This window comes from Chitinophaga ginsengisegetis (assembly GCF_900168065.1).
GTDB lineage: Bacteria > Bacteroidota > Bacteroidia > Chitinophagales > Chitinophagaceae > Chitinophaga > Chitinophaga ginsengisegetis.
Window position 1 is genome coordinate 293,351 of record NZ_FUZZ01000001.1, and the last position, 15,249, is coordinate 308,599.

12 protein-coding genes and 1 tRNA gene are annotated in these 15,249 nt (G+C 47.3%); 2 read left to right on the forward strand and 11 right to left on the reverse strand.

Translation table 11 applies throughout. The features are described from left to right. Nucleotides 1-775: 775 nt before the first annotated feature. From B5Z18_RS01165 to B5Z18_RS01215, 11 genes are all read right to left on the reverse strand, one after another. Nucleotides 776-859 (reverse strand) — tRNA-Leu (locus B5Z18_RS01165). 75 nt (nt 860-934) lie between these two features. After that, nucleotides 935-1,339, reverse strand: coding sequence for a carbohydrate-binding protein (locus B5Z18_RS01170; RefSeq protein WP_079467584.1), 405 nt, complete (start codon nt 1,337-1,339; stop codon nt 935-937). Nucleotides 1,340-1,539: 200 nt separating this feature from the next. Further along, nucleotides 1,540-2,607: a glycoside hydrolase family 76 protein gene (locus B5Z18_RS01175; RefSeq protein WP_200817183.1), complete on the reverse strand. Its 1,068-nt coding sequence runs from the start codon at nt 2,605-2,607 to the stop codon at nt 1,540-1,542. A 14-nt stretch (nt 2,608-2,621) separates the two neighbouring features. Continuing rightward, nucleotides 2,622-3,767: a glycoside hydrolase family 76 protein gene (locus tag B5Z18_RS01180; protein ID WP_159454137.1), complete on the reverse strand. Its 1,146-nt coding sequence runs from the start codon at nt 3,765-3,767 to the stop codon at nt 2,622-2,624. An 8-nt stretch (nt 3,768-3,775) separates the two neighbouring features. Continuing rightward, entirely contained in the window at nt 3,776-4,900 is a 1,125-nt protein-coding gene (locus B5Z18_RS01185; RefSeq protein WP_079467586.1) for a SusE domain-containing protein, read from the reverse strand. 27 nt (nt 4,901-4,927) lie between these two features. After that, complete coding sequence (locus tag B5Z18_RS01190) at nt 4,928-6,535, reverse strand: RagB/SusD family nutrient uptake outer membrane protein (protein WP_079467587.1); 1,608 nt, start codon at nt 6,533-6,535, stop codon at nt 4,928-4,930. 19 nt (nt 6,536-6,554) lie between these two features. Continuing rightward, complete coding sequence (locus B5Z18_RS01195; protein ID WP_079467588.1) at nt 6,555-10,037, reverse strand: TonB-dependent receptor; 3,483 nt, start codon at nt 10,035-10,037, stop codon at nt 6,555-6,557. 51 nt (nt 10,038-10,088) lie between these two features. Beyond that, nucleotides 10,089-11,102: a FecR family protein gene (locus tag B5Z18_RS01200; RefSeq protein WP_079467589.1), complete on the reverse strand. Its 1,014-nt coding sequence runs from the start codon at nt 11,100-11,102 to the stop codon at nt 10,089-10,091. Between the two features lie 87 nt (nt 11,103-11,189). After that, on the reverse strand, nt 11,190-11,804 hold the full coding sequence (locus B5Z18_RS01205; RefSeq protein WP_079467590.1) for an RNA polymerase sigma-70 factor: 615 nt from the start codon (nt 11,802-11,804) through the stop codon (nt 11,190-11,192). A 211-nt stretch (nt 11,805-12,015) separates the two neighbouring features. After that, the gene (locus B5Z18_RS01210; protein ID WP_200817184.1) at nt 12,016-12,780 is read right to left on the reverse strand and encodes a LuxR C-terminal-related transcriptional regulator; all 765 of its coding nucleotides are present in this window, start codon (nt 12,778-12,780) and stop codon (nt 12,016-12,018) included. Between the two features lie 80 nt (nt 12,781-12,860). Then, complete coding sequence (locus B5Z18_RS01215; RefSeq protein WP_079467591.1) at nt 12,861-13,163, reverse strand: hypothetical protein; 303 nt, start codon at nt 13,161-13,163, stop codon at nt 12,861-12,863. Between the two features lie 95 nt (nt 13,164-13,258). Between B5Z18_RS01215 and B5Z18_RS01220 the strand changes: the two genes are divergently transcribed. Together B5Z18_RS01220 and B5Z18_RS01225 are read left to right on the forward strand one after the other, a co-directional pair. Then, nucleotides 13,259-14,404: a TlpA disulfide reductase family protein gene (locus B5Z18_RS01220; RefSeq protein ID WP_079467592.1), complete on the forward strand. Its 1,146-nt coding sequence runs from the start codon at nt 13,259-13,261 to the stop codon at nt 14,402-14,404. Nucleotides 14,405-14,462: 58 nt separating this feature from the next. Further along, nucleotides 14,463-15,209 carry an XRE family transcriptional regulator gene (locus B5Z18_RS01225; RefSeq protein WP_079467593.1) on the forward strand — a complete coding sequence of 249 codons (747 nt, stop codon included), beginning with the start codon at nt 14,463-14,465 and terminating at the stop codon, nt 15,207-15,209. The last annotated feature ends 40 nt before the right edge of the window (nt 15,210-15,249 follow it).

The following is a 15,249-nucleotide window of genomic DNA, read 5'->3' on the forward strand; positions in this document are numbered from 1 at the left end:
TGTAGAACGTCCACTATCTTATATAGGTAAGGTACATGACATTGCGTAAAAAAAATCATTGTTGGATTAACTTATTTGGGTGACTGTTTTGATAAAGCTAAGGTACAGGCTAGGGGTACAAAAAACAATAACACTTTCATGTAATTAATTATATTCGAAGTTCAGATCAACCCTAATTACCTTTGCCATGAAGTATTTAACTACATGTTTGTTAAGTGTTTTTTTTGTGTTGCCTGCCTTTCCCCAGCCCAGCTTTTAGATTAAAAGGGATAGCGTTAAAGTTCATTACGCGGAACTTATTATTGAGAACACTATAAAGTCCATATCCGGTATTCTGCATTATATAGGAGAGGAACCTACCAAATTTCGCCTGCTCTGGCTTGAAAACCTCGGTGATACAGCTATTGCTATTACCGGTCAGGATACGGCGAGATTTAAATCGGGGTTCAATTTTACAAACGATGGTATAGGGCTCAATCTTTCTGCCCTGTAACAGCAGCCGGTATAAATCGCTCCGGACGGCTGCCAAAGATGAGTTTATTCAGCTGGACTAGTTCCTGTTGTAATACCACAATGGTACCCTGTGCCTTTTCCGATTACAAAGCTATCGTGGCAAATTATTGGTTCGATTTTCCACGAAAAACTCGTTTTTGACGGAAGTCATTATCGAACCGCCGGACTCAATGAAGCCATCAAACTAATATGCGGTCTGAATGCGGATTTTGATAAAAATAAAAATGGACAAACCGAAGCAATTTTCGATTTGTCCATCTCGTGCCCAGAACTGGATTCGAACCAGCACACCCTTGCAGGCGCTGCGACCTGAACACAGTGCGTCTACCAATTTCGCCATCTGGGCAACTGATATTGTGTCAGGGAGCGCAAAGATAAGCAGCTATTTTAATTTTCCAAAAAAATAACGCCAACGCCTACACTAATAGTTAAAAATAAAGCCAAATGCCGTAATGCTGAAAGGCATCCCTCCCTTCGCCACCAGGTACAGATCATGCACCCCCTCGGCATGACGCAGGTTACCCGTTAACTTCAACGCATAAGTACTGTCTCCTGTATAAGGAATATCAAGGGTGCCAATAATTTTACCTTTGGGTTTGTCTATCCGGAACTCGAGCCGGGCATTGCTCTTTTTGTGCTCCGATGCCACTTCCACGCGGAAGCCTATTTCACCAAGACTTAAATTTACCTGGGCGAAGCTGAGATAACTGCCCTCCTTCATCTGGAATTCCGTTGCACGATTCCCCTTTTTAGCCGCCGGCGCCACCGTCTGTCCCATAACAGATACCGGCACGAAAGCAAAAAGCAGCAATAACATCAGCCTCATAAGGATAGGATAGGTTGTCTTCTTCTCTTTTTTTTGATGACCAGGAATGAATTTTCCCAGTGATAAATTAATAATAAAAATCCTAAATTAAGGAATTATGTAATATTATAGCAAAATAATAACCTGGGCTGGTCAGTCTATACCCACAAAAAAGCCCGTAACAACGATTGTTACGGGCGTAAATTCTTTATTGTACAGGGCTATATACCCGCCAACCGGGCGTAAATTTCCATCATGCCCGCCTGTCCCAGCAACTCCTTTTCCGGACGGTTGCCAAGCAGGTTGCTGCTGCTGTTCCGGTCCTGCTCCCATACCTTATCGGCATACTCCTGCATGGCACGGATGTACTTCGGATTGTTATCTGTCTTGTACAACGCCTCATATCCCCGCAGCAACACGGCATTAAACCAGTACGATGAAGGAAACCGTCCGTTCCTGAAAAAGCGCCGGTAGCTGCCTTCCGCAATATGACGGGCCTCTTTTAAATACTGCGTATGCTTTGTAATACGATACAGCTTTACGTTGGCTTCCAGCATAACGCCGGCATTGTAAGTATACGCCGCCGAATCAATACGGTTATTTTCTGCCGGTTTTATAGCATCCCAATATACACCATCTTCATCGCGCAGATACCTGTTTACCCAATTGTATAACAGCAAGGCTGTATCCAGGTAGGTTTGCTTATGAACGGCATCGTACAATTGCAGCGCCAGTAAAATAGCCGGTCCGTTGGAGCAGGTATTCTTTGTGGTGATGTCTCTTTCTTTCCAATATAAACCGCCGCCGCTAACGGTATCATAACCTGTCATCATAAAACGGTAGATCTCCTCTCCTTTATCCAGGTACCATTTCTTCCTGGTACGCGCATAGGCGTCGAGGTAGGCAATACCAATCCACTGGTTATCGTCGTAATAACGGTCTTCCCGCCTTTCCTTCACTACGTAGGAGGCGTATCCCGGCGCGGGCGGAATGGCATCATAATACTGGTTAATAGCCCCCACCACCGGCGCCATATAGGTTTTGCCGGGATGGATCCGTTCCATTTCATTGGTGGCCTGTATCAGCCCGCAAAGGCCCCACAGGTCGGCATGCGGATTATGATTCTTTGTACGGTCGCTGGTTTGAATGTACAACCCGGTTTTGCGCTCATACAAATATTTGTTCACTGCCTGCTGCAGCATCTCTGCCTTCTGCTTATTGCTTTGGGCAAATACGCTGCCGGCAGACAGCAAACACCAAAAGGTAATCCTCACTATTCTTCTCCCCATCTCTATCATTTTCATTACTTCATCAGTCCCATGCTCTTCAGCTTCACCGCCGCTTCTATAAGCATGGCGCCGCTCAGCTGGGTGGTCAGATCGCTGCTGGTGGCTGTGGTAGTCCAGTTCTTGTTAAATAATACCTGCGGACGCGTAGTGCCTTTCAGCCACAACGTTTCTGCATTCAGCTGCAGGAAAGCAGCGTACTTTGCTACATCTGTGCTGCTGATGCTGCCATCTGTGATGAGCAACATCAGGTAACGCACCAGTACCCCTTTGAACAAGCCGCCATCTCCGCCGCCTTCATCTTTCAGGATATTGGCATTGGTAAATCCGCCCGCTAAAGTGTTGTTGGCGGTTTTCAACGCATCATTGATGTACACGTTCTGACCGGTGAGCTTATACAGCTCCACTCCTGCGCCAATAAACACCCCCTGGTTATAGGTGAAGTTCCAGTTTTTGGTTACCTGTCCGCTGCCGTCCTGGTTGATACCGTCCCATACAAGACCGGTCACCGGGTCTACCAGTGTGGCTTTCTGCCAGTCGTAGATCTTTTTGGCCCAGGCAATATCATCCGGGTTTTGCGTAAGACCGTACATCCGGCAGGCAATAATACACGCGGGCGCATTGGCGGGCGTGTTCTTATAATTCTTTGATTTATCCTTATTCCAGTGGATACCACCACCCCACACATCGTCCCAGCCACCTTTAATATCGTTCCACAGCAACACGGCCACATCTTTATATTTAGTATCACCGGTAGCTTCAAAGGCGCGTAAACAGGCAAGGTTCATCCACTCCATATCATCATAGAAATGGTTGATATAAGTGCCGCCGTTCTTTGTTTTCATGCCCGCCAGCAAATCATCCATACGGGCTTTGATGGCCGGGTCATTTTTACGTATATAGGCGTCCGTTAGTACGTCCAGTGCATGTGCATTGGGCCAGTAGTTGAAGGTGGTACCGCCTGCACTATTGGCGTTAAAGTATTTTTCCTGGTTCCAGAAATTGCTGGTGAGCCCCTGCAAAGAGGAATCCCCTATCTGCGCCCAATCGAAAACATAACGCGCCTTGTTGGCTCCCGGACCCGGGCCATCATCCACGGGTTCTTTCAAACATGCAGTGAAGGCCAGGGAGAGCATCAAAAGGGAATATCGTATCAGCTTCATAGCAGTCATTATTTTACGATGATTTCGTGGGTGTAATTTTTATCTGTGGTGAAATACAGGTTCACATCACAATTCTTGGTGTCCGCTTCTGTTGCAAACTTGTAACAGTAGTTCCACTGGTCATTGTTGGTGATAGGACGCAGTTCCCAGAAACTCAGTGGCGTAGCGGAAGTCGGACGGTTGTTATCTGCATTGGAACTTCCTATCCACTCTTCACCGGCATTGCCATCGCTGTCTTTCACGTTGATACGGAATTTGTAACGCTCATCACGGCCCCATGACTCCTGTTTAAACGTGATCAGCTGGCTCTGGATTTTCCAGGTGCCGCCACCGGCGTAATTGATCTCGAATAAAAATTTATTCAATGGCGCAAACCAAAGACCAATAGTACCTATTTCCGTTACAGTTGCGGCCGCGTTATTGAAATCCAGGCGCACACGATACACTTTGGTACCTGCGGTCTGTTCACTTTCACCACCTTCTTTTACAGCTGTACCGGCAATGGAATAAACATCCGGCGTACCGGTGTTCCTGCTGGTGAAATGATATTTACCGTTTTTGAGAGATGTATAAATTTCGTATACCCCCGGAGCAGTGGATTTCAGCTTCAGGGCTTTCGACAGGTCAGCGCCCGCTTCGGTGGCTTCACCGGTGAGGTACACATCTGTAGGGATCTCCGCAAAACCGTTGGGCCTTTCTACTTCAATGGTTTTTGTTTCGGCGGCCTTCTGGATATTATATCCTTTGGATGCCAGCACCGTCCATATCAGTTTGCCGGTGGCCAGGGAAGCGATGCCCGCTTTACCCGCTACGCTGTTCAGGTCTTTATGCGACAAGGTCAGCTTGTTCTGTACGCCACCGCCATCAGAGGAAAATTTTGCTACAGGTGAAGAGAAATCGCCGCCTGCTTTATCAAACGCTACTTCATACTGCACGAGGGAACCATCTTCCGCACGCGCCTGATCCCATTCAAAGCTCACGGTGGCGCTGGTAGTAGGCTGCAGCTTGATATACTTATTGTCCAGCGGGGCAGTGAGTTTCGGCACCGGCTGCATATTGGTGTTGAGTGAATAATCGTCTTTCTTACAACTAAAGAATAAAACACTCAGTATGATGATCAGATATTTTTGCATGTTATTACAGTTTTAGGTGGAAGGATATTACCAGTCTTGATTTTGTGAAAGATTTTTATTCTGATCGCGTTCTACGGTTGGCACCGGCCACAGGTAATGCTTTGGATTTGTAAACAACCTGTTTTCCACGATGATGTAACCGTTCGGATCTTTATTGAAAGCGCCGGAAGTTACTTTGATGCCTCTTACCGGTCTGTTCATCACTACATCGGCGGTTTTCCAGCGGCGTATATCATAAACCCGCAGTCCTTCAAACGCCAGCTCAGACCTTCTTTCCCGGCGGATCACCACACGTTGCTGATCCTGGTTAAGCGCTGCATTAAACTGGGTGGCGCCTGCATCGTTAAAGCCGGCACGCACACGGATAGGCTGAATGGTTTGATTCCATACGGCCGCATTCATCTGCCCCAGTTCATTTTTCGCTTCTGCATACATCAGCAGTACATCGGCATAACGGATCATGATCAGGTTTAATCCCGAAGCGTAGTTGGTAGCTGCGCGGTCGTAGTATTTATAGAAGTAATAACCGGTGGGAGAAGCACCCTGATCGTCTACCGTATTGGTAGCAGGCACAGAACCAGGTTGTGTAAGAATGGTTTGTTCTGCTCCCGCGAAATCTATTACTTTAGATCCATGATGCAGGATGGTCGCCTCAAAACGTGGGTCCCTGTTGACATACGGCGTGTTCTCATTATAACCGGAACCGGCTTCACCAATAGCTTTACCGTTGGTCATGATGTAATCATTCACCAGGTCCTGCGTAGGCACCAGCACACTTCTCAACGCAGCAATGGTTTGCGGCATAAAGGAACGTTGCTTGTCGTATGTTCTGCCACCGCCATATTGCAGGTCCAGGATCACTTCACTGTTGTATTCATTGGCTACGGTAAACAGGTTGCTGTAGTTACCAAATAAAGCATAGGTGCCATTCTCGGTTTTACCGATCAGCTTTTCGCAATCTGCCACCACGGCTGCCCATTCGCTGCGGAACAGGTGTACACGGGCGCTCATGGCTATTGCTGCGCCACGGGTAATACGGCCACGGTCGTTCTGCGACTGCTGCGCATTAGTGGGCAGGTCTTTCTGGATATCCGCCAGCTCCGTTAATATAAACTCCTGGATGGTGTTCTTATCGGTACGTGCAATGGTGCGGGAAGCATCAATGGTGATAAGGTCTGTATAAAAAGGTACATCCCCATACCAGGCAGTGAGCTGGAAGTAAGCGTATGCACGGATAAAGCGGGTTTCTGCCAGGATGCGGGCTTTCAGCGTAGCATCCATATTCGGCACCCGGTCGATGTTGGTGGTAACGGTATTGCACCTACGAATAGTAGTGTAATAATAAGACCATGTATCCGATACACGGCCATTGGCGCCATCATAACCGCCGTTGGCAATAGCGTTTACGTTGATCAGCCCGCCGCCGCTGTTATACGCATTATCACTCAGCGCTTCATCTCCAAAATAATAATCATCTTTTGAAAGATGTTCATAACAGGCAGTCAATGCGTCGAGAGCATCCTGTGAATCACGCCAGTAGGCAGTTTCAGTAAACTCCCGCGTGATCGGCTGATCCAGTTTACGGCAACTGAATAAGGTGCCGGCCACTAATATTGATAAAACTAATTTCTTCATACAATTGATTGTTTAGGCATCAAAACTTAACATCCAGACCAAAAGCAAAAGTGGCCGCATTCGGATAATTACGTCCTGCAATAGGATTGTAATTAGACATGGACAACTTATCATCAAACTGTGTAAACTCAGGGTCCACACCTATTTCACGGAAGCGTTTAGGCATAATCGTTATCAGGTTCTGACTGGTAAAATATACCCGCACACCCTGAATACGCGCCCTGCTTACTAAAGATGCAGGCAGGTTATATCCCAGCTGGAAGTTTTTCAGACGCAGGTATTTGGTGTCAAACAGCCAGTAGTCGGAATAAGCGAAGTTGTTGGCATCTGCAGAACCGATGGTTAACCGTGGGTAGGAAGCGCCCGGGTTGGTGGGTGTCCAGCGATCCAGGTGCTGCACCATGGCGTGGTCTTCGTTGTTATGGAATGCTTCCACGATATCGCCTCTCAGGAACTGGGAACGCTTGCCCACCCCCTGCCAGAACATGGTAAGGTCGAAGTTTTTCCAGCTCACGCTGTAGTTAAAGCCAAAAGTGTAACGGGGAAAAGGATTACCAAAGATGTAGCGGTCGTTTTCATCGATCACGCCATCTTTGTTACGGTCTATATATCTCACATCTCCCGGCATTACCTGCTGGTTGTAGGCAAACGGCACTTTAGGCGCGTTCTTTATATCATCCAGGTTCTGGTATAGTCCCTCGGATTTATAACCGTAGTAAGAAGCGATGGGAAATCCTTCTTTAATAATAAAGGTAACATCAGAACCACGAACAGATTCCTGGCCGAATTTAATCACCTTATTCAGGTTATCGGCGAGGTTGAAGCCAAAGTTGTGATGGAATTTACCGGTAGTCAGCCGGTAGTTCACTGCCAGCTCCCAGCCTTTATTATTTACCTTACCTACGTTTTCCAGCGGAGCGGCTGTACCTGCGGTTCCCGGTACCGTCTGGAAAAGATAGATCCCGTCTGTTGTCTTATTAAAATAATCGAAAGACGCTGTTAAGGCTCCTTTAAGGAAATCTGCATCGATACCATAGTTGCTCATGGTAGAAATTTCCCATTGCAACAGGTCGTTGTAAGTAGAGAAAGTATTACCGGGAGCAATGGAATTATTAAAGGCATAGTTGGCGTTGTTGATGCTCACCCTTGAGAGATAGTTGAATCCTCCGATGTTGGAGTTACCCACCTGTCCCCAGGAGTAGCGCAGTTTAAAGTTGCCGATCTTATCCTTTACTTCTTCCATGAAGGCTTCATCTGTTACCCGCCATCCCAGTGAAAACGCCGGGAAGAACTGCCAGCGGTGGCCGGGAGCCAGCTTGGAAGAACCATCATAACGCCAGGTTACTTCTGCCAGGTATTTATCATTGTAAGCGTAGTTAAATCTTCCGAAAAGAGAATTCAGCGCATACAAATTAGGATTGCTCATATCGTTATACGTACCGATATCCCTGTAATCATAGGTGCCATCAGGTTTGGGAATATAACCGCCACCGATCGCCCAGTCGTTGTCCAGGTTGGTGGTACCAAAACGGTCGGCACGGAAACCATAGCCTTCGTTCACGGCATCACTGCGCACACCCACCTGTCCTTTTACGTAATGTTTGGCAAAGGTGTTTTCATACTCCACAGTACCGTATACGTTTGTTGTAAGGTCTTTATATTCGGAGTTGTGCATCTCATTGTACAACGGCGGTGTAGCAGTAGTATAATAAGGTGCATACGTGAATTTATTAATACGGGTAGCCGTGTTATCAATATTATAATTACCGGAAGCATTCAGGTTGATCTTAAAATGATCTGCCGGTGTGATTACTACGTCGATTCCACCCATCAGGTTATCCACTGTTCTCAGTTTGTATCCCCCCTGCGCCAGTAAAGCCATTACGCTGTTACTCGTCAGCGGTGGTACTACCCAGTTACCCAGCGTATCTTTCACGGCAGTGGTACGTGGTACGCGCATGGCATCACGCATCAGGAAGCCGATATCGGATACCTGTGTGCGGTAATTGGAGCGGGTGTAAGCTGCGTTACCGCTTACTTTCACATACTTGCTTACATCTACCGATACGTTTAGGCGGGCATTGTAGCGTTTGTAGTAGAAGTCCTGCGGCACATATTTATTCTGAAGCATATTGCCCTGATCGAGGTAACCCAGCGACAACAGGTAGCTGCTGGTTTTGCCGCCACCGCTTAAGCTTAAATTATGATTCTGCTGCGGGGTATATTTACGGATCATTTCGGTGAGCATGGCGGGTTCGGAACCACGGTCGTGCCACGACTTTATATCACCCGGCGTATACTGCGGCGTTTTACCGGAGTTTACAAGGGCTTCGTTTTTCAGGGTCATGTACTGCCATGCTTCCATCTGCCGGGGCAGTGTGGTAGGCATCTGCCAGCCGTACATACCATTGTAGGTAACAGAGGGGTGATCATCTTTTTTACCTTTCTTCGTAGTAATATAGATTACACCATTGGCGGCCTGTGAACCATAGATAGCGGCGGATGCGGCATCTTTCAGTACAGAAATGGTTTCCACATCGTAGGGGTTCAGGTTCTGCAAACCATTACCTCCGGCCTGCACGCCATCAATGATCACGAGTGGAGCGTTGCCGGTTAAGCTACCTACTCCACGGATGTTCATCGTCATCGGAGCACCGGGTTCGGCGGTGTTTTGCTGCATGATGAGGTTAGGCGCCTGTCCCTGCAATGCCTGGAACATGTTTACTGCCGGCCTGCTGGTAATATCTTTTGAATTAATGGTGCTGATGGAAGCAGTTACCTGTGTTTTCTTTTGCTGGCCATAAGCTGTTACCACGATCTCTCCCAGGTCTTTGGAATCTACATTCAGCATGGCAATGATGCTGGTTCTTCCACTGATGGATATTTCAGAAGATACATACCCTACAGAAGAAAACACCAGGGTACCGTTAGCGGCGCTGGCAGGGATCTTCAGGGTATAATTACCTTCTGCATTGGTAACGGTACCAACGCTCATTCCTTTTACACGCACGTTGGCGCCGGGAATAGTTTGGCCTTTGTTATCCACTACGCGGCCGGTAATGGTAATATCCTGCTGCTGATCACCGTTGGCAGTAAGATTACTACGCTTCAGGATAATTTTATTGGCGATGAATTCATAGTTGATTTCCAGCGGCAGCAGGATCATCTGCAGTACATCATCCAGTTTGTTATCCTTTACATTCAGGGATATTTTTTGTGCGGCTTTAATATCATCGTTGGAATACACAAAAACCAGGGAGGTTTGTGCTTCAATCTTTTCCAGTACCAGTGCAAGGCTGGCATTATCAACCTGCAGGCTGATCAGTTGGTTCATTGCCGGAGGTCTTTCCCGTTCCTTTACCGGCTGATGTTGCACCTGCCGGCGTAACCCTGCCGCATAGGCTACCTGCGCGTGCAGATCCAGCACGCTCAGCAGCGATAAGCAGATTATCAGCGACAGGAAAGGCGGACGAAAAGAAGGCTTGTATAATACCTTTCTCATAACGTAGTGGTGATTAAAAATGAATAAATATTGGTGTGGGCTTGATGTTTATTATTCTCCTATAACTAATGTTGAATCGGTGATGCGGTAGTGGAATGCTTTTGATTTACTGAGGTAGTACATAATATCTTCCAGGGAATTATTATGGAAAGCCCCGGTTAACCGGTACTGTTTGGGGGCATTGGCTTCAAACTCTACCCGCTTGTTGAAGTTGCGTTGCAGGCTGGCGCCGATTTCCTCCAGTGTGGCGTTTCTGAAAATAAGCCGTCCTTCTGTCCAGGCTTTATCTTCCGACCCGATGGTATTGCCTTTGATAAGCGTACCGCTGCTGGCGGTATAGGTTACTTTTACATCCGGCGTTACCAGGATGGTATCACTGATTTTTTTAGTGCCTTCATAACGGGGAATGAAGGCCACCTTGCCTGTTACCACGGCGGTTTGCACAGGTTCATTTTCATAGGCCCGGATATTGAAAGAAGTACCCAGTACTTTGATGGTACCCTTTTTCAGGTGTACAATAAATGGACGTTTGGCGTTGGTGGCTACATCAAAAAAGGCCTCCCCTTCGAGGAAGATCTCGCGGCTGTCGCCCCGGAACTTTTCGGGGTAAGTGATCACACTCTCCGCATTGAGCCAGATCTTACTGCCATCGGCCAGTTCAATAAACGACCGGGTAGCCTTGCCGTTACTGCGTTTCACCCATTGTTCCCGTCCGGCATCCGGTGTTTGACGTGTAGCGTTAAAAAACCAGAGGGCGCCAACCGGTAACAATATGGCAGCAGCAACAGCGGCTACCCATTTCCATCTCCCGGATCTTTTAGGCTCCATCGGATGGATGTTAGTCGTTTGTTGTTTTATCTTAGACAGCGTCCGTTGCAGGGCCTGTTCCGTGTTTCCGGCCGACAGGTGCAGCGGATCTTTAAAATAGTGATGGAGGTGATGATATTTTTCTTTCAGTACCGGGTACTGTTCCAGCAGGGCATCCAGCTCCGCCAGTTCTGCGGGGGTTGCAGCTCCCGCCAGTTTACGGGTAACCAGTAAGACGAAATGTTCTTCGTTTATCATAAAATGGAATCGTGTTCAGGTATAAGGACAGGTAGCGGAAGGAAAACTACTTACAAGCGGAGAAAAAAAATTTTGAGGGGGTCGTGCTTAATACAACATCCGGCAGGAGATGGCCAGTAAAATGATCAGCGGGGGCAATACACCTTTGGTTTTGCCGATGGAACCCAACCCTTCATTCAGCCGGCGCATGGCGCGGAAAAGCTGCGTTTCCACGGTTCTGGGAGAGATATTGAGGATTTCCGCGACTTCCTTGTATTTGAAGCCGTCTTCCTTGATCAGCTGAAAAATGCGGCGGCATTGGGCCGGCAGCGCAGACACGATCTGGTCCATTTTAAAACGCATCTCCTTCCATTCCAGGTCGCGCTCCAGGTCGATGCTGTTACGCAGGTCGGCTGTATCCGAACCGGACAGCGGTACAATGCGCAGATGGGAATATTGCTCTAGGTAATTGAGTGAGTGATTTTTTACAGCTACAAAAAGATATACCTCCAGGTTGGATACCTCCTCTATTTCCTTGCGGCGGTTCCAGAGCTTCACAAAAACGTCGGACACTATTTCTTCTGCCGCTTCTCTTACATGTACATACCGGATACAGAAATGCAACAAACGGTCGTACAGATGACGGAACAAACGGGCAAATGCCTGTTCATCATCATAACGCGCAATCTGCATCTGCCATTCACTAATCTCATCCATCTTCATGTGTATGCTAAAACGTTTTTGCTTAGTGGACAAAAAAAACGAGAATCAGCGGTTCTCTTTTATTGTTCTGGTTGTTTATCGTGAAACTTTGGTTGACATCATTACAATGACAATGTTATAAAAAAAGATCAATATAAACAATTATCCCTGCTGATATATAAATAAATCGATATTCAATAGCGCATTTATTCAATACCAGCGGGGATTCCGCTTACACCCACCCTTCCTTTACCGCCTTCACCACCAGCTCGGCTGCCGATTTGATCCCTGTTTTTTTCAGCATGTTTTTACGGTGCTTGTCCACCGTAAGCTTACTGATATTTAAATGCGTGGCGATCTCCCGGCTGGGCATACTGGCCAGCACCAAACGGAGGATCTCTTTTTCTCTTTTGGTCAGGACTTCCCTGCTGGGCGTGAGCGTTTTCCTGATTTCCACATTGGTAAAGGAAGGCTCTCCATCCAGCCCTATAAAAGACAGTACCGGGCGGCCGGTGGGTTTCAGATGGGTAATATCCGTATGCACACATAAGGTGCGCAATACAGCGCCGGTTTCATCGTGCTGTATGCAGGTGGCCTGCTGCAGTATCCGCACATATTCGCCATTGGCTTTCCTCAGCCGCAGATCGTAGCGCGCTTTATACTTCAGTACTTTTTCCGGCGGCAGCCGGGAAAAGAAATCCACTGTCGCCTGCTCAAATTCGAGGAAGCCCGGTACATCTTCCGGGTGAATACGCGACATCATCTCGGTAATTGTACATTCATCCGCGTTATAACCGAGTACTTCGGATACGCCCGGATGCATGTAGTCGAGTTCTCCCCTTACCGCATTGAATATAAAATAGTAGCACGCTCCCACCTGGAAAAAACTAAGCACCTTCTTGTGTAGTTCCATCTCCAGCGCCAGATCCGGCGGATCGTTACGCTCAGCCAGTATATTCCAGACCTTCCTGGTTTCTTCATAAATGCGAATCTTCATGGTACGAGGGAGATATTACAATGTAAACCGTAAACAAACCTGCTAAAAAGAGCCGTTGACGGGCATTCCCGCAACGCCAACTAGCTCAGCAGATTAAAAGATACAAAAACAATTGTGATACTTATGCATATCAATGCAACCAGGAAAGTATAATCTGCCACCTGCTCCAACCGCTCACTGTTTCTTCCATCCCTGCTTTTCAACGATAAAAAAGACAACAGGCAACTCGCCATCAACAGGATGGCGGCTATCCCGGTACAATCATCTATAATGGTAGCATGATTAAAGTGCGCCACTTTAATGGAAGTGAGTACGATCAGGCAAAAGCCCAGCAGATTGGTAGAAGTGTTCAGTATGTGCGGCGACTTACTTTGATTTGCCATAGCCCCTATATTAAATGTTAATCATGATTAACAAAAGTCTTGTATTGCAAATGAATAAATTTTGTTGATAGTTTAGGGTCCTGATACCAGATCTTATGAAAAAAATAACACTTATAGCCCTGTGTTTGCCCGCATTCATGAACGCCCAACCCGCGAAATATATATTGAACGGCAAGCTGACCAAACAGAGCGGACCCGCCAAAGTATACCTGAACAAAGTAGTGAACGAAGCCCTGGTAGTAGATTCCGCAGTGGTACAAAATGGTGAATTCCGCTTTGAAGGCACCGTAGAAGGTCCCATCCGTGCCATGCTCATCCTCGATACCAAAGGAGGCGGCATCGATTTTATGCAGCTCCCCCCGGATGCGGATACCCGGATCTTCTTCCTGGAAGAAGGAACCACCAAAGTAGTGATCAACGAACGCGTGAGCAAAGCCCGTATCTCTTCCCCGCTCAATGAGGAAGAAATTAATTTTAATAAGTCCATGAAATCTGTCCTGAAATCTATCCGCCAGCTTTCAAAGGAATACAACAGGGCGCCGGCCAGCAAAAAAGACGACAAAGGATTCCAGCAGCAAATGGCCCTGCGCTACCAGGTATCCTATGAAGCACAAAAGCTCCTTCAACATAAATACATCGCCGAAAATCCCAACTCCTTTTTCAGCCTTATGGCACTGGAAGAACTGGCCGGTCTGGATGTAAACCCCGACATGATAGAACCTATCTTCCTTAAACTCTCCGAAGAAATACGCAATACCACCGAAGGAAAAGCCTTTGCAGCAGAAATTGCCCGCGCCCGGAGCCTCACGGTTGGATCAGACGCCCCCGACTTTGAAGTGCCCGACATAAACGGGAAAATGGTGAGGCTGTCCGACTTCAAAGGCAAAACCGTATTCCTGGATTTCTGGGCCTCCTGGTGCGAGCCCTGCAGACGCGAACACCGCAAAATCCTGGAAGCCTACAAACAGTTCAAGGATAAAAACTTTACCATTATCAGCGTGGCACTCGACCCGCCGGCCGACCGGAAATATTTGCTCGAAGCCATTAAAGAAGACAGCATGGTATGGACCAACCTCGCTGATCCTAAAATAGATAAAAACCAGGCTGCCAGGGTGTATGGCGTGAAGGCTATCCCACAGAACTTCCTGATAGATTCTACCGGCATGATCTTTAATAAAGACCTCTCCGGGGAATCACTCTACCAGCAATTAAACAGTTTACTGAACAAACAGAATGAGTAAAAAGCCATACATTTGCCCTTATTAGTTATAAATATAATTTATTATAAATATATAATACATGGACAAACAGCCCCTGTTCTGGGCCGCTAATCTCAAATTATTACGGACACGAAAGAAGATTTCCCAACAACATTTATCTGACTTACTTGGACTGAACCGGAACAAGATCACCGCACAGGAAAGCGGCAAAACGCGCAATCCCCGGATGGACGACCTGGCGCTGATTTCCGGCTATTTCAAAATAGACCTGGACCTTATGGTAAAAACAGACCTGTCGCAGCTTCCGGAAGAACAGCTGCTGGAGCTGGAAGCCGGGAAGAAAGTGGATCTAACAGGCAGGCATATACGTATTCTCCCCATTACGGTAGACAACAGCAACGAAGAAAACATGGAGTTTGTACCGGCACGCGCCAGGGCAGGCTACCGTAGCGGTTTCAGCGACCCGGCGTTTATTTCGGCATTGCCAAAATTTACCCTGCCCGGTTTACCAAGAGGCAAAACCATCCGCATGTTCCCCATCAGCGGCGACTCAATGGAGCCTATTCCGGATGGGAGTCACGTTATTGCGCAGTACCTGCAGGACTGGTCCCATTTAAAAGATAACACCGCCTGCATCCTCGTGCTGAAAGGCGGAGAAGAAGAAATTGTATTTAAAGTGGTAGGCAACCACATTAAACAAAACGGTACCTTATCGCTGCATTCACTGAACCCTCAATATGAAACAGTAACCGTAGCGATTGAAGAGGTATTGGAGATATGGACTTTCATCGGTTATATGAGCAAACAGTTCCCGGAACTGAACTAAATCAACCCTGCCAGTGCAAGACTCCCCGGCGGAAGATAAT